Origin of the sequence: Flavobacterium urocaniciphilum (assembly GCF_900110615.1) — a bacterium.
GTDB classification, from domain to species: Bacteria; Bacteroidota; Bacteroidia; order Flavobacteriales; family Flavobacteriaceae; genus Flavobacterium; species Flavobacterium urocaniciphilum.
Genome location: NZ_FOEI01000001.1, coordinates 130,334 through 152,951 on the forward strand (window position 1 = coordinate 130,334; position 22,618 = coordinate 152,951).

At 29.8% G+C, this 22,618-nt stretch carries 27 protein-coding genes; 10 read left to right on the forward strand and 17 right to left on the reverse strand.

Annotated features, from left to right (window positions below; genetic code table 11):
* Positions 1 to 89: 89 nt before the first annotated feature.
* Both BMY86_RS00560 and BMY86_RS00565 read left to right on the forward strand, forming a co-directional pair.
* On the forward strand, positions 90 to 1,448 hold the full coding sequence (locus BMY86_RS00560) for an MATE family efflux transporter (RefSeq protein ID WP_091463644.1): 1,359 nt from the start codon (positions 90 to 92) through the stop codon (positions 1,446 to 1,448).
* 168 nt (positions 1,449 to 1,616) lie between these two features.
* Positions 1,617 to 1,847 carry a hypothetical protein gene (locus tag BMY86_RS00565; protein WP_091463647.1) on the forward strand — a complete coding sequence of 77 codons (231 nt, stop codon included), beginning with the start codon at positions 1,617 to 1,619 and terminating at the stop codon, positions 1,845 to 1,847.
* A 39-nt stretch (positions 1,848 to 1,886) separates the two neighbouring features.
* Here the strand turns inward: BMY86_RS00565 and BMY86_RS00570 are convergent, their stop codons facing one another.
* From BMY86_RS00570 to BMY86_RS00600, 7 genes are all read right to left on the reverse strand, one after another.
* Positions 1,887 to 2,945: a serine hydrolase domain-containing protein gene (locus BMY86_RS00570; protein WP_091463651.1), complete on the reverse strand. Its 1,059-nt coding sequence runs from the start codon at positions 2,943 to 2,945 to the stop codon at positions 1,887 to 1,889.
* 78 nt (positions 2,946 to 3,023) lie between these two features.
* On the reverse strand, positions 3,024 to 3,812 hold the full coding sequence (gene mazG, locus BMY86_RS00575) for a nucleoside triphosphate pyrophosphohydrolase (protein WP_091463654.1): 789 nt from the start codon (positions 3,810 to 3,812) through the stop codon (positions 3,024 to 3,026).
* A gap of 96 nt (positions 3,813 to 3,908) precedes the next feature.
* Positions 3,909 to 4,331 (reverse strand): DUF5606 family protein, encoded by a 423-nt coding sequence (locus tag BMY86_RS00580; RefSeq protein WP_091463658.1) that lies wholly within the window; start codon positions 4,329 to 4,331, stop codon positions 3,909 to 3,911.
* 85 nt (positions 4,332 to 4,416) lie between these two features.
* A complete protein-coding gene (def, locus tag BMY86_RS00585) occupies positions 4,417 to 5,004 on the reverse strand; it encodes a peptide deformylase (RefSeq protein WP_091463660.1) in 588 nt (195 codons plus the stop codon).
* Positions 5,005 to 5,062: 58 nt separating this feature from the next.
* Positions 5,063 to 5,719, reverse strand: a complete 657-nt coding sequence (locus BMY86_RS00590; protein WP_091463664.1) for a hypothetical protein — start codon at positions 5,717 to 5,719, stop codon at positions 5,063 to 5,065.
* Between the two features lie 97 nt (positions 5,720 to 5,816).
* Positions 5,817 to 7,004, reverse strand: a complete 1,188-nt coding sequence (locus BMY86_RS00595) for a serine hydrolase domain-containing protein (protein WP_091463667.1) — start codon at positions 7,002 to 7,004, stop codon at positions 5,817 to 5,819.
* The gene (locus BMY86_RS00600) at positions 7,004 to 7,432 is read right to left on the reverse strand and encodes a PH domain-containing protein (protein ID WP_091463672.1); all 429 of its coding nucleotides are present in this window, start codon (positions 7,430 to 7,432) and stop codon (positions 7,004 to 7,006) included. The genes BMY86_RS00595 and BMY86_RS00600 overlap by 1 nt, the downstream gene beginning before the upstream one ends.
* A gap of 66 nt (positions 7,433 to 7,498) precedes the next feature.
* Between BMY86_RS00600 and BMY86_RS00605 the strand changes: the two genes are divergently transcribed.
* The 7 genes from BMY86_RS00605 (at position 7,499) to BMY86_RS00635 (ending at position 13,483) form a co-directional block, all read left to right on the forward strand.
* Positions 7,499 to 8,338, forward strand: a complete 840-nt coding sequence (locus tag BMY86_RS00605; protein ID WP_091463675.1) for a 1,4-dihydroxy-2-naphthoyl-CoA synthase — start codon at positions 7,499 to 7,501, stop codon at positions 8,336 to 8,338.
* Between the two features lies 1 nt (position 8,339).
* The gene (locus BMY86_RS00610) at positions 8,340 to 8,954 is read left to right on the forward strand and encodes an outer membrane beta-barrel protein (protein WP_091463679.1); all 615 of its coding nucleotides are present in this window, start codon (positions 8,340 to 8,342) and stop codon (positions 8,952 to 8,954) included.
* A gap of 19 nt (positions 8,955 to 8,973) precedes the next feature.
* The gene (locus tag BMY86_RS00615) at positions 8,974 to 9,363 is read left to right on the forward strand and encodes a hypothetical protein (protein ID WP_091463681.1); all 390 of its coding nucleotides are present in this window, start codon (positions 8,974 to 8,976) and stop codon (positions 9,361 to 9,363) included.
* Positions 9,364 to 10,254 (forward strand): 1,4-dihydroxy-2-naphthoate octaprenyltransferase, encoded by an 891-nt coding sequence (gene menA / locus BMY86_RS00620; protein WP_091463682.1) that lies wholly within the window; start codon positions 9,364 to 9,366, stop codon positions 10,252 to 10,254.
* Between the two features lie 11 nt (positions 10,255 to 10,265).
* Entirely contained in the window at positions 10,266 to 10,943 is a 678-nt protein-coding gene (locus BMY86_RS00625; RefSeq protein WP_091463707.1) for a metal-dependent hydrolase, read from the forward strand.
* Between the two features lie 218 nt (positions 10,944 to 11,161).
* The gene (locus BMY86_RS00630) at positions 11,162 to 12,352 is read left to right on the forward strand and encodes a tetratricopeptide repeat protein (protein WP_091463709.1); all 1,191 of its coding nucleotides are present in this window, start codon (positions 11,162 to 11,164) and stop codon (positions 12,350 to 12,352) included.
* Between the two features lie 90 nt (positions 12,353 to 12,442).
* Complete coding sequence (locus BMY86_RS00635; RefSeq protein WP_091463713.1) at positions 12,443 to 13,483, forward strand: o-succinylbenzoate synthase; 1,041 nt, start codon at positions 12,443 to 12,445, stop codon at positions 13,481 to 13,483.
* On the opposite strand, the gene BMY86_RS00640 is transcribed toward BMY86_RS00635, so the two are convergent.
* The 4 genes from BMY86_RS00640 to ruvX form a co-directional block, all read right to left on the reverse strand.
* Entirely contained in the window at positions 13,467 to 13,934 is a 468-nt protein-coding gene (locus BMY86_RS00640; RefSeq protein WP_091463719.1) for a VOC family protein, read from the reverse strand. The two genes, BMY86_RS00635 and BMY86_RS00640, sit on opposite strands and share 17 nt — an antisense overlap.
* Positions 13,935 to 14,029: 95 nt before the next feature.
* On the reverse strand, positions 14,030 to 14,647 hold the full coding sequence (locus BMY86_RS00645) for an outer membrane beta-barrel protein (protein ID WP_091463722.1): 618 nt from the start codon (positions 14,645 to 14,647) through the stop codon (positions 14,030 to 14,032).
* Between the two features lie 230 nt (positions 14,648 to 14,877).
* Positions 14,878 to 15,270: an orotate phosphoribosyltransferase gene (locus BMY86_RS00650; protein WP_091463725.1), complete on the reverse strand. Its 393-nt coding sequence runs from the start codon at positions 15,268 to 15,270 to the stop codon at positions 14,878 to 14,880.
* A gap of 68 nt (positions 15,271 to 15,338) precedes the next feature.
* Positions 15,339 to 15,752 carry a Holliday junction resolvase RuvX gene (gene ruvX / locus BMY86_RS00655; protein WP_091463729.1) on the reverse strand — a complete coding sequence of 138 codons (414 nt, stop codon included), beginning with the start codon at positions 15,750 to 15,752 and terminating at the stop codon, positions 15,339 to 15,341.
* A gap of 36 nt (positions 15,753 to 15,788) precedes the next feature.
* Here ruvX and BMY86_RS00660 point away from each other — a divergent pair, with 36 nt between their 5' ends.
* On the forward strand, positions 15,789 to 16,280 hold the full coding sequence (locus BMY86_RS00660; protein ID WP_091463732.1) for a gliding motility lipoprotein GldH family protein: 492 nt from the start codon (positions 15,789 to 15,791) through the stop codon (positions 16,278 to 16,280).
* A 57-nt stretch (positions 16,281 to 16,337) separates the two neighbouring features.
* On the opposite strand, the gene BMY86_RS00665 is transcribed toward BMY86_RS00660, so the two are convergent.
* The 6 genes from BMY86_RS00665 to BMY86_RS00690 are packed head-to-tail and all read right to left on the reverse strand — an operon-like array spanning position 16,338 to position 22,602.
* Positions 16,338 to 17,570, reverse strand: coding sequence for a peptidylprolyl isomerase (locus BMY86_RS00665; protein WP_091463734.1), 1,233 nt, complete (start codon positions 17,568 to 17,570; stop codon positions 16,338 to 16,340).
* An 11-nt stretch (positions 17,571 to 17,581) separates the two neighbouring features.
* Positions 17,582 to 18,658, reverse strand: a complete 1,077-nt coding sequence (locus BMY86_RS00670; protein ID WP_091463737.1) for a peptidylprolyl isomerase — start codon at positions 18,656 to 18,658, stop codon at positions 17,582 to 17,584.
* A 6-nt stretch (positions 18,659 to 18,664) separates the two neighbouring features.
* A complete protein-coding gene (gene gldI / locus BMY86_RS00675; RefSeq protein WP_091463740.1) occupies positions 18,665 to 19,210 on the reverse strand; it encodes a gliding motility-associated peptidyl-prolyl isomerase GldI in 546 nt (181 codons plus the stop codon).
* 10 nt (positions 19,211 to 19,220) lie between these two features.
* On the reverse strand, positions 19,221 to 20,243 hold the full coding sequence (locus BMY86_RS00680) for a DHH family phosphoesterase (protein ID WP_091463744.1): 1,023 nt from the start codon (positions 20,241 to 20,243) through the stop codon (positions 19,221 to 19,223).
* The gene (crcB, locus tag BMY86_RS00685) at positions 20,243 to 20,614 is read right to left on the reverse strand and encodes a fluoride efflux transporter CrcB (RefSeq protein ID WP_245745578.1); all 372 of its coding nucleotides are present in this window, start codon (positions 20,612 to 20,614) and stop codon (positions 20,243 to 20,245) included. The genes BMY86_RS00680 and crcB overlap by 1 nt, the downstream gene beginning before the upstream one ends.
* On the reverse strand, positions 20,611 to 22,602 hold the full coding sequence (locus BMY86_RS00690) for a T9SS type B sorting domain-containing protein (protein WP_091463748.1): 1,992 nt from the start codon (positions 22,600 to 22,602) through the stop codon (positions 20,611 to 20,613). Before BMY86_RS00690 ends, crcB begins: the two co-directional genes overlap by 4 nt.
* Positions 22,603 to 22,618 lie beyond the last annotated feature (16 nt).

The following is a 22,618-nucleotide window of genomic DNA, read 5'->3' on the forward strand; positions in this document are numbered from 1 at the left end:
CACAAAGAATAAACGCAATGTAACATTAAAATATTTTTTAAAACATTGTGTTACTCTGTGTGATTTTTGTGAAACTCTGTGTAACAATTATGAAAAAATACTTCCAAGAATTTAAATACAATTTCAATTTAGCTATGCCTGTAATTTTAGGTATGGTTGGACATACTTTGGTAAGTGTTGTAGATAATATATTTGTTGGACAATTAGGTTCAGCCGAATTAGCTGCAGTTTCTTTAGGGAATAGTTTTGTATTTATTGGAATGTCTATTGGAATTGGTTTTTCAACGGCTATTACACCAATTGTTGCTGAGTTTGATTCACAAAATGATACAGAAGGCGGAAGAAGTGCTTTTCAAAATGGATTAATCTTATGTACTATTTTAGGGTTTGGATTATTCTTTTTATTATTTGGAATGAAGCCTATTTTGTCTTACATGAACCAACCTGAAGAAGTTGTTCGATTAGCCATTCCTTTTTTAGATATTGTTGGGTTTTCATTGGTTCCATTAGTAGTTTTTCAAGCTTATAAGCAATTTGCAGATGGAATGAGTCAGACTAAATATTCCATGTATGCTACAATTATTGGTAATATTATCAATGTGGTTATCAATGTTGTTTTGGTTTTCGGATTATGGTTTTTTCCAAAATTAGGAATTGTTGGTTCGGCAATTGGAACATTAATTGCTCGTGTTTTTATGGTAATTTATATGCATTATATTTTATCTAAAAATGAAAAATTTAAACCCTTTTTTGTTGGTTTCGGATTGAAATCTTTCCAAAAAAGCGTCGCTGATAGAATTATAAAAATAGGAATTCCTTCTTCTATGCAAATGTTTTTTGAAGTAGCTTTATTTACAGGAGCTATTTGGCTTTGCGGAATGATTGGAACTACGAGTCAAGCTGCTAATCAAATTGCATTGAGTTTAGCCTCGTTAACATTTATGTTCGCTATGGGATTAAGTGTAACAGCAATGATTCGTGTTGCTAATCATAAAGGATTAGATGATTATAAAAAACTAAATACGGTTGCACATTCTATATTTTTAATGGCCATTATTGTTGAAATTGTTTTTGCATTACTTTTCATGTTTTGCAATGAGTTTTTTCCTCAATTTTTTGTGAATAAAGAAATGGCGTTAACGGGTAAAGAAGTAATTGAAGTATTGTCAATATCTTCAAAATTATTAATTATTGCTGCTTTTTTCCAAATTTCAGACGGAATACAAGTTGTAGTTTTAGGAGCTTTACGTGGCATGCAAGATGTTAAAATTCCTATGTATTTAACCTTTATTGCCTATTGGTTAATTGGTTTTCCAATTTCCATTTATTTAGGAAAATTTACTTCATTAAAAGCAGAAGGAGTTTGGATTGGTTTATTAGCCGGATTAACAGCTGCAGCGATTATGCTGTATTTCCGATTTAGATTTTTGCTTAAAAACCATAGATAGTTTAATTGAAATACGATTAACGATTTCAGATTTACGAATTATGATATTGGAATTCATAATTCTCAATAAATTTATTACTAGAATTAGTATCTTTGAATTTGCTTACATCTTGAAAAGATTAAAGTAGTATTCAATTAATAATAAAAATAAACAAGAAAATAAAAGCATATGGAATTACCAAAATTTGTAATAGGAGATAATACTGATTTTCCAGACGATATTTTTATCATTCACTTAGAATTTCCAAGATTCTTAATCAATTTGAAAGATGATTCTGTGGAGTTTTTAGAAGACATTGAAGAAGAAGATCAAACGGAATTAGAAACGGAAATGGAATATTTAATTACGTTAGCTGGTGAGTTCTATGATAGAGAAATGGAGCGTTACGAAAATGCTTAAAAAAAAACCGTTGCAACATTTGTAACGGTTTTTTTTATTTTAATTTATTACAGCACTAATTTTTTCCCAAAGCGTTTCATCAAAATCGGATAAAGCAAAATTAGAACCATCGGCTGCATCTCCCATTCTAATAATGACTAACTTTTTACTCGGAACGACATAAATTTTTTGATCGTTTTTACCTAAAGCACAATACATATCTGCTGGTGCAGTTGGAATTAAATTTCCATTTAATTGTAATTGACTTTGAGGCATATGATAGGATGCTTTTCCATTCAACCACCATAAATAACCATAGGCTAAATTGATGGATTGTGAAGTATTTGTTGCGTTTGATAAATAATTTGAATTAATAATTTGTGTGCCATTCCAATTTCCATTTGCTAAAGCCAATAATCCAAATCGTGCCATACTTCTAGAATTACTCCAATACACGCTTAATGCGCCATCTTGTATCCAAGTACCAGTCATTCCAATTTTATCACGTAGTTTAGTATTGAAATAGGTATTCCATGTTTGATTGGTTGCGGCTGCAACTACATCTTGTAATTTTACATACACATTATGATAGGCCCATCGTGTTCCTGCATCTGCAATGTATTGTAAATTGGCAGGTGTAACATCATCACCTAATGAATCATCCAAGCCTGAAGTCATCGTAAGTAGGTGTTTACAAGTGATTAGATTTTCTTTTGCTAATGGCGCGCTTGTCCAACCTGTTCCTAAATAATCAGATACTTTATTGTTAATGTTTAAAAAACCTTCTTGTTCTGCAATCCCCGTAACAGTTGAAGTTAATGTTTTTCCAGCACTTGCCCAATACCAAGGTGTAGATGAAGTATGGCCGTTAAAATACTGTTCCATCACTATTTTTCCGTTGTGAAGTACAATAAAACTCTTAGTGTGTTTATCGTTTAGATACGTATTTAGTGCCGCAATATTTGATGTATTCCATCCTAAACTTTCCGGTGTTTTTGTTTCCCATGAAGATGAACCAATTGGTGGGAAATACATGCTTTCTTCTGAAGTAGTTGGTGTGTCTTCATTACTACATGAAAAAAATATCGATAAGAAACTAATGAAAAGTATTTTGTACATAATTGATTTTTTTTAAACAAATTATTTAGTTACTTCTAGTTAGACTTATCAAATTGAAAAAAGTTTAATCCAAAATTATTATTCTGATTGATTATTTAGTTTTTTGGCTTCATTCCAATACACATCCATTTCTTCTAAAGTCATATCTGCTAATGGTTTGCCATTTTCTCCTGCTCTTTTTTCTAGATGCATAAATCGTTTGATGAATTTTTTATTGGTTCTTTCTAACGCATCTTCTGGATTCACATTTAAAAATCGTGCATAATTAATCATAGAAAATAGAACATCGCCAAATTCAGATTCAATTTTATCTTGATTGCCTTGATGAACTTCATCTTGTAATTCTTGTAATTCTTCTTGAACTTTATCCCAAACCTGGTGTGGTTCTTCCCAATCGAAACCAACACCTTTAACTTTATCTTGAATTCTACTGGCTTTAACAAGTGCAGGTAAACTTTTCGGAACGCCTTCTAAAACTGATTTTTTGCCTTCTTTTAATTTTAGTTTTTCCCAGTTTTGTTTTACTTGTTCTTCGTTTTCCACCACAACATCACCATAAATATGTGGATGACGATCAATTAATTTATCACAAATACTATTAGCTACATCTGCAATATCAAAAGCATTCTTTTCCGAACCTATTTTGGCATAAAAAACGATATGCAACAATAAATCACCTAATTCTTTTTTAATTTCTTGTAAATCATTATCTAAAATAGCGTCACCCAATTCATAGGTTTCTTCAATGGTTAAATGACGTAAACTTTCCAAGGTTTGTTTTTTATCCCACGGGCATTTTTCACGCAAATCGTCCATTATGTCTAATAATCTATTAAATGCTTGTAATTGGTTTTGACGATTGTTCATTGTTTGATGTTTGATGTTCGAAATTAAAGGTACAAAAAAATCCCAACTTCCTTAATATATTGGAATTTGGGATTTAATTTTTTGTATTTTGAAGATTTACTCTGCTACTTCTTCTTTTTGAGTTGGTGTTAACGCTTCAACCGTAACGAACCCTTTAGGTTGTAAGATGTTATACCAATTGAATATTTTTTTAATATCAGATGTGTAAACTCTATCTTCATCAAATTCAGGTAAAATTTCTCTGAAATAGCTTTTTAATTTATCATCACTTTCTTTGTGAGAAATTGTTTGCTCGTTATTTTCTTTAGCTGCAATTGCTTTGAAAACTTCAATTAATTTTACTTCTTCGCTGTACGTATAAATAGCAATTTCTGATAATAAACTTACGTTACTTCTTAATCCAACAGTAATTTTTTTACCATCTAATAAAGATTCTGCAACAAATCCTGAACGTGTTTGAATTTTTAATTCGAATAATCCTGGTTTACCCGAAATAGCTAATATTTTTTGAAAACTCATTGTATTATTTTTTTATAAGGTTGGCAAATATATATTTTAAATCTGAAATTCCAAGTATTGGAAATCTAAATAATAAGTTAATGTTTTATTTGACTTTAATGTTGGCAAATTTCATTCTGTAATCAGGTCGAGCTTTACCTTCCATGATGTTTTGTAATTTTTTACCCACTAACTTTTTCTTTAACATAGAAAGATGATCAGTAAATAAAATTCCTTCAATATGATCGTATTCATGTTGAATAACACGAGCAATTAAACCATCATAAGTTTCTGTTTTTTTATTGAATTCTTCATCAAAATATTCAATAGTAATTTTTTCATGACGATATACATCTTCACGAACATCTGGAATACTTAAACATCCTTCATTAAATCCCCAAATTTCACCTTCTTCTTTTAAAATTTTAGCATTTATAAAAGTTTGTTTGAAATCTTTTAATTGAGCTGCTTCTTCTTTTGAAACTTCATCGCTATCAGCAAAAGGAGTAGTGTCTACAATAAAAATTCTAATTGGTAAACCAACTTGAGGTGCAGCCAATCCAACTCCACATGCATGATACATAGTGTCATACATATTGCTTAAAGTTTCTTGTAAATTCGGATAATCTTGAGAGATATCATCACATACTTTTCTTAAAACCGCTTCTCCGTATCCGTATATTGGTAAAATCATTGTTTTAATTTTTTTGCAAAATTAGCAATTTTTATTCTATTGTTTGAATTTTCAAAGTCTAATTTGTTGCTACCACTTCATTATTTAACCATTTTTTAAGTAAAACATCGTTGTAAGTGATGTCGCAAAAATGATACACACTACTAGTTAATACTTTACAATCTTCTATTTTTTCTTTAATAGGTCCTGTGTTATTAATAAAGTTCGAATGAATTAGGTACACGTTTTCTTTATCTTTTAAAATATAACCAACATGTAAATCCAAGCCAATAAAATACAAACCGTCTTTTTTGTTTTTTAAGAAATATGATTTCAGTTCTTCTTTGGATTTGTTTTGTAACGTTTCAATTGTTGTACCGCAAGCTATAACTTTTGCTTCATGATATGGTGCTTTTTGCGCTAATTTATAACGATTAATATTCAAACCCATATCACGTAAAGTGGTAGAAACAAAGTAGCCACAAGCTATACTTCCTGTTTTCGGAATTTCAGTATAACCATCAAAACTCCATTTTGTGCCATACCATTGCGGAATGATTTCATTGGTTAATTGATGAGTGAATTTTTCTCTAACTTGTTGTAATATTTCCGATTTATTTGTGGAAATTTTATACGATTGTGATAATTGTTTTCTACTTGTATTAATAGTGCTCTTTATGGAAGAATAACTAATAATAAAAATAGAAATTAACGAAACGATAGATTTAAGTAACATTTTGTTTTTTTATCAAAACGGAAAACGAACTAAATTATTGTTGAATTAAATTCGAAATTCTCAATCGTAAGTCATTAATCTAAAATCGTAATTAGATTTATTCACTTGCGCCACCAGTATCCTTATCATCGTTAATTTTTACGGGATAAATTGGATTGAATAAGGCAATGAATTTTTTAGTTTGATAGGTTTTATGCGTCATTTTGTTAGACAATGCAATAATTGTAACTGTATCGTTTTTTAAGGTCACATATGATGAAGTATTGCCATGCCACCAACCGTTATGATACGTTAAAGTTGGAGCTTCTTTCCATTCGCGTAAACGAATACCTAAACCATAATTTCGTTCTCCTTTGGCTTCGTAACTATATCCCTTGAAAATTTCTTTTCTTAATTTATCACTAAAGAATTTATTCGAATACGTTCCTAAATCAAATTTTAATAAATCTCTTGCTGTAGAATAAATATTTTTATCACCATACACTAAATCTAAGTGATCAAATGCTAAACGTAATTTACTTGCTTTGTAGGTCTGACTTACTGTATCATGGTGTTTTTCATAATCGAAAACAAAACTATTTTTCATTCCTAAAGGTTTGAATAATAATTTATCCATTGCTTCGTGATAACGCATTCCAGAAACTTTTTCAATAATTAAGGCTAATAATGCATAATTCGTGTTGCAATACGCAAATCGAGTTCCAGGTTTACTTTCTAAATGAATTTTTCCGGAATTAATTAAATCTAAAATATCTTGATTCGTAATACGATTCTTTTTATCCCATTTTACATCGGTTTCAATAAAATAACCATAATGGCGTAATCCACTTCTGTGGTTTAACAACATTCTTACCGTAATATCATCAAAATAAAATCCTTTTAAATATTTAGAAATTTTATCATCTAAACCGATTTTGCCTTCATCAACCATACGTAAAACAACGGCAGCAGTTAATACTTTACTTACAGATGCAATGTGTAAAGGTTTATTTTTATGATTTTTGTCTTTCTTTTCGATGTAAGCAAATCCTTCATAATCTTCAAAAAGTATTTTTCCGTTTTTCGCAACTAAAAACTGTCCGTAAAAATCATTTTTATTGATTAATTTATTGTATAAATAACTGATTTCTTTGTTTTGTTTATTGCAATATGATTTGTCTAATTGATTAAAGGATACAAAAAATTCTCCTTGATTATTTTGAGTTCCATTTTTTTGTGAAAAATCTTTTGATTTGTCTTTACAGGCGATGAATAGAAATGATAGTAGTAGTATGCGTAATCTCATTATTTTTTAATTTCAATGGTTGGGTTGTGTTCTTTTAATTGGGCTATAAATTGTTCTCTGTTTTGTGGCGATATAAAAATATCATCGTATTTATGATATAAAATTTCTATTCCTTTATGATGAAAACCGGGTTTATAAATATTTGTTTTAATAAAGGAATTTGAATAATTCACATTTCTAATTTCAGAAATTTTAATTCTAACTTTATAAAAAAACATGGATATGATTAATTCTTCTTTTTGAATTTCATAATACGTTGTAAAATATAAAACTGTAAAAATAAAAACTAAAAGTCCTAAAATTACTGCAGGTGGAATTAATATTACTTCAATATCTTTTTCCTCAAAAATACCAATAATTAAAACCAAAATAACTGGTATTAAAAGTATTATAAAATTGAATTTACTGAAGTCCGATTTGTATTTCATAAAAAAACCTACTGCTTTTGCAAATTAAAGTATTTTTGAAGTATTTTTGATAAAAAATTATTTAAAATGTCAAATATTAATTGGAAAATCGTAAAAGAATACGAAGATATAACGTACAAAAAATGTGATGGTGTTGCAAGAATTGCATTCAATAGACCAGATGTAAGAAATGCTTTCCGTCCGAAAACAACTTCTGAATTATTAGATGCTTTTCATGATGCCCATGAAGATACTTCAATTGGTGTTGTTTTATTATCTGCTGAAGGTCCGAGTTCTAAAGATGGAATTTGGAGTTTTTGTAGTGGTGGCGACCAAAAAGCTAGAGGAAAACAAGGTTATGTAGGAGATGATGGATACCATCGTTTAAATATTTTAGAAGTTCAACGTTTAATTCGTTTCATGCCTAAAGCCGTAATTTGTGTAGTTCCAGGTTGGGCTGTTGGTGGCGGACACAGTTTACATGTTGTATGTGACTTAACGTTAGCAAGTAAAGAACATGCCATTTTCAAACAAACTGATGCTGATGTAACAAGTTTCGATGGTGGTTATGGATCGGCTTATTTAGCAAAAATGGTTGGACAGAAAAAAGCAAGAGAAATTTTCTTTTTAGGTAGAAATTATTCTGCTCAAGAAGCTTTCGAAATGGGAATGGTAAATGCCGTTATTCCACATGCCGAATTAGAAGATACTGCCTACCAATGGGCTCAAGAAATATTAGAAAAATCGCCAATTTCTATTAAAATGCTAAAATTCGCAATGAATTTAACAGATGATGGAATGGTTGGTCAACAAGTTTTTGCTGGAGAAGCTACTCGTTTAGCCTATATGTCAGATGAAGCTATAGAAGGAAGAAACGCATTTTTAGAAAAACGTAAACCTAATTTCGAGAAAAAATACATTCCTTAATATGAAGAGAGTAAATTTATTGGCATTTTTATTGATCTTTACTTTCGGAATTTCAATTGCACAAGAAGAAAGTAACTATAACGATATTAGACCTTTTTCATTAGGTTTACATTATACTGGAAATCTGAAAAACGAAAATGGATTTTCAGATAATTATAATGGGATTTTAGGTTTAGACGTTAGATACAAATTTGCTTCTAGAAATTCAGTAAATTTTCAAGCTGGAATTTCATTTGATTATTTTAAAGGTAAAGATTTTAAAGAAAGTTATTCGGTTGAATACAATAATGCCCTATTTATTAATCCGCATTTTGGTGTTGAATTAGCAGTAAAAGAAACTGGATTTAAACCTTTTTTAAATTTAGGTTATTCATTTAATTATTATAGCTATACTATTTATGGGAATGGATTTTCTGTTTTTGATCCTTCAGATCCTTCATTTAGCGGATATGGATCAAAAAAGATAAATGAAAATGATGCAGCTCTTACACTTCAACCGGGTCTTAGATATTGTTTCAAAAATGGATTTTATTCTGAATTATCGTATAAATATTTACCCATTGAATCTAATGTTAATGTTCATTTAATAAATTTAGGATTAGGATATAATTTTTAATTTATTTTTTACCATTATTATGGAACAAATTGCTGTTTTTGTTATTTATATTTTCGGAATATTTTTAATTTGTGCTGGATTTTTGATGTTTATTAAGCCAGAAAAAGTTAGAATGATAATTGCAAAAGCAGGAAGTACTTATTTCATAAATTATGCTGAATTGTTAATTAGAATGTTTCTAGGATTTTGCTTTTTATTCGCCTCTAAACATAGTTTGTATGAATTCTATACTGATATTTTAGGTTGTTTTTTAATCGTTTCTGCAGCTTTACTGATGCTTTTACCCATTAAAAAACACAATCAATTTTCAAGAAAAGCTTCAGAATTTTTAAAACCAAATTACTTAAAACTAACTGCTCCTTTATCAATATTTTTTGGAGTTATTATAATTTATATATTTTTTAAATAAATGAAACACTGGATTCAAGCCGCACGATTAAGAACCTTACCACTTTCCATTTCAGGAATTTTGGTTGGAAGTGCATATGCATATCATCAACATACATTCGATTGGATCATTTTTGTTTTGGCTTTATGTACCACTTTGTCTTTTCAAATATTATCCAATTTCGCCAACGATTATGGAGACGGAATTAAAGGAACAGATGCTAATAGAATAGGCGAAAAGCGTTTAGTAGCTTCAGGTGAAATTACATCTTCACAAATGAAAATGGCCATTATCATAAATGGAATACTTTCTTTTGTTTTAGCTGTTGCGTTAATTTATTTTTCATTCGGACAAGAAAATTTTGTCTATTCTGTTATCTTTTTAGTGTTAGGAATTGCTTCTATTGCAGCTGCTATTAAATATACTGTTGGGAATAATGCTTATGGTTATAGTGGTTTCGGAGATGTTTTTGTTTTTATCTTTTTCGGTTTAGTGGCTGTTGTGGGAAGTAATTTCTTGTATTCGAAAAGTATCGATATTAAATTGTTTTTACCTGCGATTGCCATTGGAATGTTGAGTACAGCCGTTCTAAATTTGAACAACATGCGAGATATTGAAAATGATAGAATTGCAGGAAAAAATACTATTGTGGTGAAACAAGGTTTAAATTGGGCTAAAAAGTATCATCATTTTTTAATTCTTGTACCTTTTTTATGTTTGTTCGTTTTTTCTATTGGAGTAGATACTAGATTATATTTGAATGTTTTAGTATTTATATTCTTTTTGAAGCATTTAGAAAAAGTTAGAAAATCTGAAAAACATGAAGATTTTGATCCCGAATTAAAAAAAGTGGCTTTAGGAACTTTTGTCTTAAGTATTTTAATTTGGTTAAGTTTTATTTATAATTTATAAACGAAAATATTATGAAAATCACATTTTACGGTCATGCTTGTTTAGGAATTCAAATTAATGATATTCATATTTTAGTGGATCCATTTATTTCTGGAAATCCGAAAGCGGCTCATATCAAAATTGATGAAATTGAAGCCGATTATATTTTGTTAACGCATGCTCATCAAGATCATATTTTAGATGTAGATGCCATTGCGAAAAGAACAGATGCAGTTATTGTTTCTAATTATGAAATTGCATCGCATTTTGGAACTAAAGGTTTTCAATATCATCCTATGAATCATGGTGGAAGTTGGGATTTCGAATTTGGGAATGTAAAATATGTCAATGCAATTCATACTTCTTCTTTTCCGGATGGAAGTTATGGTGGTCAACCAGGAGGGTTCGTAATTGAAGGCGAACATAAAAACATTTACATTGCTGGAGATACGGCTTTGTCAATGGATATGAAATTAATTCCTTTGCGCACTAATTTAGATTTAGCCATTTTACCAATTGGAAGTAATTTTACAATGGATGTTGATGATGCAATTATTGCTTCTGATTTTGTGAATTGTGATAAAGTATTAGGCTATCATTATGATACTTTCGGATATATTGAAATAAATCACGAAGAAGCAAAACGCAAATTCTTCGAAAAAGGAAAAGATTTGATGCTTTTAGAAATTGGTCAAAGTATCGATTTATAAAAATTGGTATAATAATTGAATTTAAACCTATAAGTCATATAAGTAATTATAAAGTTTAAATTATTAAAAGAATAAATAAACTAAAAATAAGTAATTATAAGTGTTAATGTTTTTTATAAAAAAAAACATTCTTAAATGTGCTTAATAAATGCTTAAAGTTTTTAATAAATTAGAAAATAAAACTTATATGACTTATATGTTTTAAATAATTACAATAAATGAAAAAACTAATTACATTACTATTATTTACAACTTTATCCTTCGCTCAAAAAGATGGATATTGGGATAAAGAACGTGCTTTTACAAAAGAAATTAAACTGAGTTCAGGAAATAGAACATTAGTAAAAATTGACGATTTACCTGAAGGTGCTTCAGAATTTGTTTTCAGAATTTCTCTAATTGATGAAAATGGAAAAATCACTACGAGTTTAGCTTCTATTTTAAAAGCAATTCCTGATCCAACTGGGATTAGTCAAGGTACTGCTGGAGCGATAACGTTAACCAATTCACTTTCTGGAGATGATACTTGTTTATACGGAATTTATACTTCTGAAAAAGCAGGTGCTCAGTTTTTAAAAGACGGTAAATTAGAAACAGCATGTTATTTTATTAAGGAACCTGTAAATAAAGACAGTAAAGTTATTTCCATAAAAAACACTAAATGTTTTGAAAATGCTCCTAATATTTGGTTTGCTTTTGAAAATAAAAACTGGGTAATGAGTACCAAAATTGTGTTGGAAGTTGTTTCTTGGATCGATTATAACGCTAGTCGTGGTTGGAATGCTACTACTAAAAAAGAAGTATTAAGTTTAATTGATAATTCATCAATTTTAAAAGCTCCAATCAGCAAAGAAAAATTTCAAGGTGCTTTTTTAGAAGGTTTCACAGCTAAATATAAATATTCTGAATTCAAACAAATGTTACCTATTGAAAAGAATAGAGTAGTGGAAGTACTTTCAGAAGAAAGCTTGAAAAAGTCAGGTCAATTAGATAAATATTTAAATTATTTTAGAGAAGATATTAGAATGTTGTCTTTTTCAAATAGAGACGATGAAGCTATAAAGAAATATATTACTCAAGTTTTTGATAAAAAATGGGCTACTGATAAAGATTACGATTTATTAGGAAATTTATATTTGAAGACTAAACAGTTTCAAAAAGCTGAAGAGTACATTAATAAGGCGATTTCTTTGAATAAAAATGAAATTGGATATCAATTGCATTTGGCTAATGTGTATTTGTACACTGATAAAGTTTCAGAGGCTAAGGATATTCATAAAAAATATAAAAATCAAAATATAGATGCGAATACGAGTTGGGTACAAGCAACTAAAAGTAATTTTGATAACATGAAAAAAGTTGGATTACCAACAGATAATTTTAAAAAGATTTTAAGAATCTTAGAATAATTATAACACAGAGATTCACAAAGTTAACGCAAAGTCACACAGAAAATCTTTGCGAATCTCTGTGAAACTCTGAGAATCTTTGTGTAACAAATGAAAGCGACCTACAAAAAATACATCCTAAATTTTAAACAACCAAGTGGTACTTCTCGCGGAATATTAACCGAGAAAGAAACTTGGTTTTTACTTTTAGAAGAAAATGGTAAAATTGGAGTAGGTGAGTGTGGTTTGTTGCGAGGATTATCTATTGATGACCGTCCTGATTACGAAGAAAAACTACAATGGGTTTGCCAAAATATTCATTTAGGAAAAGATAAGTTGTGGTATGAATTAATCGAATTTCCTTCCATTCAATTTGGCGTAGAAATGGCTTTTTTGTCACTACAAGCTACTAGTCAGTTTGAATTATTTCCTTCAGAATTTACTAAAGGAAACGATGCGATTACGATTAATGGTTTGGTTTGGATGGGCGATGAAGCTTTTATGAAACAACAAATTGAAGAGAAATTAGCTACAGGTTTTACGTGTATCAAACTTAAAATTGGCGCTATTGACTTTCAACAAGAATTGGATTTGTTGGCTTTTATCCGAAAACATTTTGACGCCGATACAATTGAAATCCGTGTAGATGCTAATGGTGCTTTTTCGCCTGATGAAGCTTTAGAAAAACTGCAATTACTTTCTCAATATCAATTGCATAGTATTGAACAGCCAATAAAAGCAGGGCAATTTGGCGCCATGCAACAACTTTGTCAACAAACGCCATTTCCGATTGCTTTAGATGAAGAATTAATTGGAGTATTTACGTATGAAGACAAAGTCAGACTTTTAGATACCATACAACCACAATATATTATTTTGAAACCAAGTTTTATTGGCGGAATAAAAGGTAGCTTAGAATGGATTGAAATCGCCGAAAAACGTAACATTGGTTGGTGGATGACTTCCGCTTTAGAAAGCAATGTTGGTTTAAATGCGATTGCTCAATTTACCTATACACTTAACAATCCAATGCCACAAGGATTAGGAACAGGTGGATTGTATACGAATAATTTCGATTGTCCGTTAGAGATTCAAAATGGGAAGTTGGTTTATAATTCGAAACGAAATTGGGAAATTAAAAATCTGCAATAATAATTTTTTTCATTCCCATCATATTTTTGAAAGCGCCAGGTTTTTTGGTCAATTCTTCCCAATTTTCAGGACATACTTGCCAACTCAAACCGTATTTATCTTTTAGCCAACCGCAAACACTTTCTTCGCCACCATTTGTGGTAAGTGCAGTCCAATAATAGTCAATTTCAGTTTGGTCTTTACATGGAATCATAAAGGAAACTGATTCATTAAATTTGAATAAAGGCCCGGCATTAATTCCTATAAATTGCATACCTAATATTTCAAATTCAACAGTAAGTACTTTACCTGCAAAATCTTTTTGAAAATCGGCTAAGCCTTCTGCTTCCGTTTTTGGATAATAGGTTGTATTCAGTATTTTTCCATCTTTAAAAATTGATAAATAATACTCTGCGGCTTCTTTGGCGTTGCCATCAAACCATAAGTTCGGAATTATTTTGTTGGAATTCATGATTAATATTTTTGTACTATAAAATTACTGATTTTAATAAAAAAAAGCGACCAATTGGTCGCTTTTCTTAAATCTATATTTGTAAATTATTTAGATTAATCTCTAAAGGTATATCCCACACTTAGAGTTAACCAATTTTTTTTCCAATTATTATCTCTAAAAATATCTTCTTTGTTGATGCTTGTTAAACCTAAGTTGTATTTTAAATTGAAATCGATATTGTCTGAAATAATATATCCAACACCTAAAAATGCACTTACATCAAGAAAAGTGAAGTTTTCATTGAAAGCCATTTGATTATCAAAAGAATCATAATATTCATCTCTTCTTTGTGGATATTTTCCAAATAAGTTTGTTCCAAACTCTCCACCACCAAAAAATTGGTAATTTTCTTTAAGACGATAATGTAAACTTAAAGGGAAATTGATAGAATGGATGATTAATGGAGTATCGAATCCATCCACTTCTGCACCTATATTATTATATGAAAGTCCTGAACGAAATGAAAATTGATCGTCAATTGGGAAAAATTGATAAAATCCGAAATAAAATCCTGTTTTACCTGATGAATTCTCTAATCCTGAAATATTTGAATAAATTCCTCCAGCTTCGATACTTGCATAGCAGTCTAAACAAAAATCACCATAAAAAAATTGAGCTTTACTTAACGAAGACGTTAATAATAATAAAAATAAAAAGATTTGTTTTTTCATTTGTAAGGTTTTGAATGTGTTGATAGGACAAACATAAAAAGTTAAAACTAATTAATAAGTTTGCTTATAAAATTTGCGGCAAATATATGAAAATCTATATTTTATATGTAAGTAAATTTGGATGTTTTTTTAAAATAAAATAAAAATTGTGCTAAAGTCAAAATAAAAAAAGCGACTAAATTAGCCGCTTTATGAAAACTTTTCCGAAACTTTGGAACGTAAATCGGAAATTACAATTTATTCATATTTGTAGATAATGTTTCAATAAATTTTCCAATCGGACCTTTAACCATCATCGCCATCATTGGATTGAAATCTCCTTCGAAAAATAATTGAACCGCACTTGAAGAATCAGATACAGCATCAATGTTAGCCGTTAAAGTAAAAGGTAATTTACTAGATGCCGCACCTAAAACTACTTTTGAGTTTGGAGTAGCTTCTTTTTTAACTAATTTAATTTCTGGCATTCCTTTTAAACCAAATTCGAAGCAATTTTCATCAATAACCTCAAATTTAGCAATGTTTTCAGGCATTAATTTTTCAAAGTTTTTGATATCTGTTAATGCATTAAAAATATATTCAGCTGATTTTTCAACGTTTGTTTTTGGACTTTCTAAATTCATTATGTTTTTTGTTTTTGTTTTAAAGTTTAGATCTCGTAAATCGTAAATCGTAATTTCAAAATTACTATTTATTTCTTGTAATTCAAATAATCTTGAAGTAGAATTGTTGCAGCAATTTCGTCAATTAAACCCTTGTTTTGACGTTGTTTCTTTTTTAAACCGCTATCAATCATGGTTTGAAATGCCATTTTAGAAGTAAATCGTTCATCAATTCGTTCCATGATCATTGTTGGAAATTCTTTTTGAAATTGAACAATAAATTGCTCAATAATAGCAGCACTTTCACTTGGTAAACCATTCATTTGTTTTGGTTCACCAATAATGACTTTCTCTACATTTTCTTTCGAAAAATATGTTTTTAAAAAAGGAATTAATTCAGCAGATGGAATAGTTGTTAATCCACTTGCAATAATCTGAAAATCGTCAGTAACTGCAATACCTGTTCTCTTAATTCCGTAATCTATAGATAAAATTCGTGCCATTATTAAATTTCTTGACTACAAAAGTACACAAATACAATGCCTTTTTTATACTTTAGTAAAACTTTAATCAAACCAGCTACACTTATGAGAAAGTTGTTTTTAATTTTACTTTTTGGAATTACATTAATTTCCTGTGAAAAAAAATATATTTATAGGGAATTTGAAAATGAAATTAGTGCACAACGTTGGACAGAAAACGACATTAAAAAGCACGAATTTGAAATCTTAGAAGAGGATAAGTATTACAATGTGTTCATTGAAATTAGTCATGTTAGAGGAACTGAAATGGATGAGTTTCCTGTAAGTTTTGAAGTTAAAAAACCAGATGGCACAATTGAAAAAGGGGATGTAATGGTTAATTTTAAAAATACAGATTGTCTAGGTGATGTTTGCGATGTGAAGTTTTTAGTGAAAGAAAAGGTAAAACTTAAAAAAGGAAAGTATAAAGTACAATTTTCACCAAAATCAAAATTTGGTTTTGTTCCTAATATCATAGGAGTTGGATTAAGTGTTGAAAGAGCCGAATAAAAAAAAACTCATCTCGTGTTAAAATGAGATGAGTTTTTTTAAATATTAACTTATTGTTTATTTTCCAGTTCCGTTTCCTGTATTAGTTTGAGCTGGTAAACTATCTAAAATTTCTACTTCAAAAATAATGTTGCTATTTGGTGGTATTACATTTCCTGCACCTCTTGCACCATATCCTAAATTAGCTGGAATAAAGAAAATAGCTTTATCATTTAAGTTCATTTTGTTAATTCCTTCTAAGAAACCTGGGATTAAACCATCTTTTTTACCATATTGAAAAGGAAAAGGTTGGTAACCGTTTTGGTTAGCTCTATTTTGATCAAATTTTCCGTATGCTTTAACAATAGTTTCATAGCTACTGTCAAATAAGCTACCATCTTCTAAGTAACCCGCATAGTGAACATAAATGTCTTTTCCTTCTGTTGGTTTAACACCAGAACCTTTTTTCAAGATGCTGTATTGTAAACCACTTTCTGTTTTTGTTGTTTTTGCTTTTAAAGCAGCAAATTCAGCTACTTTAGCAGCCATTACAGCTCCAAATTTTTCTTTATATTCTTTGTCAGCTTGAGCTTTTGCTTCAGCTTCTTTTTGTTTTCTTTCAGCCTCTACTTTTGCAGCTGCTTCAGCTTTTAATCTTGCATCTTCTGCGTCTTTTTTATCTAATTCTGGTTTGATTTTCATGTAATCTGAAAATACTTGAATTGGATTAAACGCTTTTGCCATTTTTCCAACTCTTAAGATAGTAACTTTTTCAATTACGTCATCTTGTACAATTGCATCAACCACTTTTTGTCCTTCCACTACATGTCCGAAAATACTATGTTTATTGTCTAACCATGGAGTATCTTTATGTGTGATGAAAAATTGAGAACCATTAGTTTTTGGTCCAGAATTCGCCATAGATAAAATACCTGCTTTATCATGTTTTAGGCTTGGGTGAAATTCATCTTTAAATGCATAACCAGGATCTCCAGAACCATTTCCTAACGGACAACCACCTTGAATCATGAAATTTGGAATTACACGGTGAAATTTTAAACCATTATAATATGGTTTTCCTTTTCTGTCGTTCGTTACAAAAGTATTTGTTCCTTCAGCTAAAGTGATAAAGTTAGCTACAGTTAAAGGTGCTTTTTCAAATTCTAATTGTAAAGCAATTTTACCTTTAGAAGTTAAAATTTCTGCATAAATACCAGGTACTTTATTGTACGGTAATGCTTTTTTTTCTGCCTTTTTAGTTTGTGCAACTACTGAAGTCACACAGAATAATAATAAAAGTAGTTTTTTCATTTAATGTAATTTTATTGTTTTTCTAATAGTTCGATTTCAAAATATAAATCTGTGTTTGGTGGAATTACTCTGTCGCCTTGTTCTCCATAACCTAAATGACTAGGGATACAAACAGCAATTTTATCACCAAAATTTATTTTTTCTATTCCTTCAATAAATCCAGCTATTAAACCTGTTTTCGCTCCATAAGTAAATGGAAAAGGTGCATAACCATTTGCTTGTTTTCTTGCTGGATCTAATGTTCCGTTTGTTGTTGCCACATTTTCATAGCTCGTGTCAAAAAGTGTACCATCTTCAAAATAACCAGCATAATGAATGAATACTTCTTTACCAACTATTGGTTTTTTACCAGAACCTTTATGTGTGATTTTGTACGTTAAACCAGATTTAGTTTTGGTTCCTGTGGTTTTAATATTTTCAATAAATTTCGCTTTTTCAGCTTTAATACCTTGTAATGCCGCTTGTAATTCGGCTTGTTTTTCAAAATATTCTTTAAATACTTTTACAGCATCAAACTTTTTAGCCTCTTGACCGATTCTTACAATTTTAACCGTATTAATTATATCACCAACTTCAATTGTATTGATGATGTCTAATCCATCTACTACTTCACCAAAAACTGAATGTTTTCCGTCTAAAAAACTTGTTTCATCTGAAGTGATAAAAAATTGAGAACCATTTGTATTCGGACCAGAATTTGCCATTGACAAAATACCCGCTTTTCCATGATTTAATTCTGGGTGAAATTCATCTTTAAATTTATAACCCGGTCCGCCTTGTCCAGTTCTTGTTGGATCTCCGGCTTGACACATTGGTGGATTTGATTCTACTCTGTGAAACGTTAATCCATCGTAAAAATGAATTCCTTTGTATTTTGCACTTACGAAATTGTTTTTTCCTTCCGCTAATGTTACAAAATTTGCTACAGTAAAAGGAACTTTTTCAAATTCTAATTTAATAGTAATATCTCCTTTAGATGTTTCCATAAAAGCATAAAGTCCGTTAAGTAATTCACCTTTTTCAACTTTAGAACTGCAAGAACTTAAAAGTGATGTGATAAAAATTAGGGCAATTATTATTCGATTCATTTTATATTATTTGGTTTCTTTTTTAATATCATTTAAAGTTACAGTACAAATTATTGGTTGATTGGTTCCGATTTTTTTATCATCACCATGGTAACCATAAGCAGATTGTGAAGGGAATATAAATTTAACTATATCACCTTTGTGCATTAATTTAATTCCATTTCTTAATCCACCCATAATTTGTTGTTTGTCAACATAATAGTTTTGAGTTTTTAATTCAGCTTTAGAATAAATAATATTTCCATATAAATCAGTTACTTCGTAATCAAAAGTTACCATATCACCTTTAACTGGTGCCACATTTTCTGAACTTTTACTTACATAAGCATACCAAAATCCTTTTTCAGATATATTGTAAATGTTAGCTGTATCTTTTTTTATGATTTTAGTAATGGCTTCTTTTTCTTTTGCATTCAGTTTTTTATTACGATCAATTGATTCTTTCATGAAAGAACCAGAAGAATGCGAAATTGGTTTACGAGCTTGTTTTTCAGAACAAGAAGCTAAGAAAGCAGTAAAGCCAATTAGAACTATATATTTGAAGGTTTTCATTTTGTAATGATTAATTTTTTTCGATTGCTAAAATAGCAATAAATTTAGTTATTGTTTCCTCTAAACTGTCAAAAGATTTTCCACCAGCAGCATTTTTATGTCCACCACCATTAAAATGATTTCTTGCGAATTGATTTACATCAAAATCACCCTGAGAACGGAATGAAATTTTAATCATATTTTCATCTCTCACTTCAGTGAAAAAAGCAGTAAAATCAATGTCTTTGATCGTTAAACCGTAATTCACAATTCCTTCTGTATCGCCTTTTTTTACGTTATAAGCGTTTTGTTCTTCTTGTGAAAGTGTGATGTAACTTGTTTTATACTCAGGTAAAACTTTTAAATTCGTTAAAGCTTTACCTAAAATTTGAAGTTTATTGTAATCGCCATTATCGTATAAGTTGATGTGAATTTGAGAATTATTCACGCCTTTGTCTAATAAATCGGCTACAATTCGATGTAATTTTCCAGTTGTTCTTGGAAATCTAAAACTACCTGAATCAGTAGCGATTCCCGTATATAAACAAGTTGCAGCATCTAAATTTATATATTGACCTAATTCTAATTGATGTACAAACTCGTATACCATTTGACAGGTTGAACTGAATTCAATATCTGAAAAGGTGTATTTAGCAAATCCATCTGGTTTTTCATGATGGTCTATCATCACGAAAGTTTTAGATAACGTTTTTAAAGTACTTTCCATTTGTTCACCAGTACGATGAAAAGCATTAAAATCTAAAGTGAAAATTAATTCAGCATCATTTAATATTTTAATTGCATTTCCAACATTTGAACTTTCGTAAACAATAGTTGCTTCTTTTGTTCCAGGAATCCATTGTAAATAATCTGGAATTTCATTTGGAACTACAACTGAAATTGTGTGGTTTAATTGTTTTAAAATATGATATAAACCAAGAGTAGATCCCATAGCATCGCCATCTACATTTCTATGTGGAATAATTGCGATTTTTTTCGGATTCGCTAATAGTTGTTTTAACTCAGAAAGTTGAGTTTCGTTTAAATGTTGCATTAATTAAAAATTTTAATCCCAATGATAACAGCTAATAAACCTATTACTAAAGATGAAATAGTATAAAGTATAGCTAAGTTATAATTTTGATTTTGAATGAATTGTATGTTTTCTAAACTAAATGTTGAAAATGTGGTAAAACCTCCACAAAATCCAGTTATTAATATTAGTTTTAGTGTTTCGTTTTGTAAATTATTTTTCTGAATATATCCGAAAAGTAAGCCAATTAGCAAACAACCAATAGTATTAGCAATAAATGTAGCCCAAGGAAATTGTGTTGCTTCATTTTTTGAGAAAAAATAACTCAATAAATATCTGGCAACACTACCAATTCCGCCGCCAAGTAAAACTAAAAGTATGTTTTTTATCATCGAATTAAACTAAAATGTCCTTTTATGGTTTTTCCGTTGGTTAATTCTAAAACAAACCAATAATCAGAAGATGGAAGTGGTTTTCCATCATACGTTCCGTTCCATCCATTTCTGTTTGGATAAATTTGTTTTATTAATTTTCCAAATCTGTCAAAAATATAAACTTTACTATTTTCTAACCCTTTTTTATTTAGGTTTTTGATGTACCAAGTCTCGTTATAATTATCTCCGTTTGGCGTGAAGAATTTTGGATAACTTAACGCATAAAATGTTTGCGAAATTAATCCACAATTGTTTTTATCATTAACAAAAACAGTATATTCACCCGATTCAGGTAAGTTAAAAATTGGACTATCTTGAAAAGTTTCACCATCTAATGAATATTCATAATCGCCATTTCCAGTTACTGAAATTGTTGCTGTAAGTTGTTCTTCAAAATCGTTCACTTCAATATTAGTAATTGTTGCAGGCTCTGAAGTTACTACAGTAAACGTTTTCGTTTTAGTACAACCAGAAGCATTTGTAATGGTAACAATATATGTTCCAGCATTAGCAACTGTTATCGTTGGTGTAGTTTGAATTGGATTGGTATTCCAACTATAACTTGCATATCCTGAAGGCGCACTTAGGTTGGTTGGAGAATTATTACAAATTCCTATTGAAACATCATTAAACGTTTGAGGAAAAGTATTTACTTTTAAAGTAATTGGAATATTTCCATAACAGTTTTGAATGTTAATAATTCGAGCATATATAATTTGCTGAAAAGGCGTTGTATTGGTATAACTTGAAGGTAACGGTGTTGTAGAAGTAGTTGAATCGTACAAAGCCACTGTGAAATTAGCAGGTAAATTGCTGAAAATTTGTGTTTGAAGTGTAGCTAAATTGAAAGTAGCTAAACCATCAATATTGGTATCACAAATTTCGAAAGTATTTTGTGCGATATTTAAATTGGGAGCATATTCAATTTTTATTTCTCCTGTTAATGTACAACTTGAACTAATGTTGATTTCTACAGAATAATTACCAGCAGAGGTTACATTGAAAGTCGGACTATTCGTTCCTACAGGATTTCCATTTTGATACCATTGGTAACTAGTTGCTCCAGCTTGAGTTGCATTTAAGGTTAAGGTTTCATTTGGACATAATGGATTACCAGCAGCTATTAATCGATCATTGCCTAAATCCTTTTCAGAAATAAAACTTCCTGCTCGTAAAAATATGCCTGAATCGAAACGTGCATTTCCTTCATCTGCTATAACTAATTTTATATGGTATAAAGTCCCTGGTGTTACAACAGATTGAGCAGTTAACACTTTTGTTTGCCCATCGTAAGTTGTTGGATAATTACCCGTATTAAAAGCATCGAAATACGCTTCGTTGGCAGGTGGACAAATTGTGCCGCTACCTCTAACAGTATTTACTTTTACTGGAATATTCGTATTCGGAATTACTGCTAAATTCTGATACGTAGAGGCTGTAGCTTCTTTTAACAAAAACGCAAAACCATCAGTATAACTACACTGATTAGAAGAAGGATTGGATAAATATTGTTCCGAAGAAAAAATATATTCAAAGCTAATGTTATTCGCATTCGGAATAAAATCAAATTCTAAAACGGTAGCATTAAATGTATTGGATAATCCTAATGCTGTGTTTAAATCAGGATCGCCATTCCAACCAATTCCAGTTCCATCATCAGAGAAATTGGAATTCGGACCAATAGCAGATTTAATTTTTCCAGTACTTAAAATAATTCCTTCTTGAAAAGGAAAAACCGAACTATTGGCATTGAAATAACCATAGCTTAATTCGCCTGTGCCGAAATTTCCGCCACTAACAGAAACATTGGAAACGGAAATACATCCACTATTTACTAAAATGTTTTGTACAAGTTGTTGTGCTGTATAAGATTCATTTACAGTTATATTTTGCGAAAAACTAACTGTAAATGAAAAGGTAAGCAGTGTAAAAAATAATTTTTTCATAGCATCTGCAAAGATA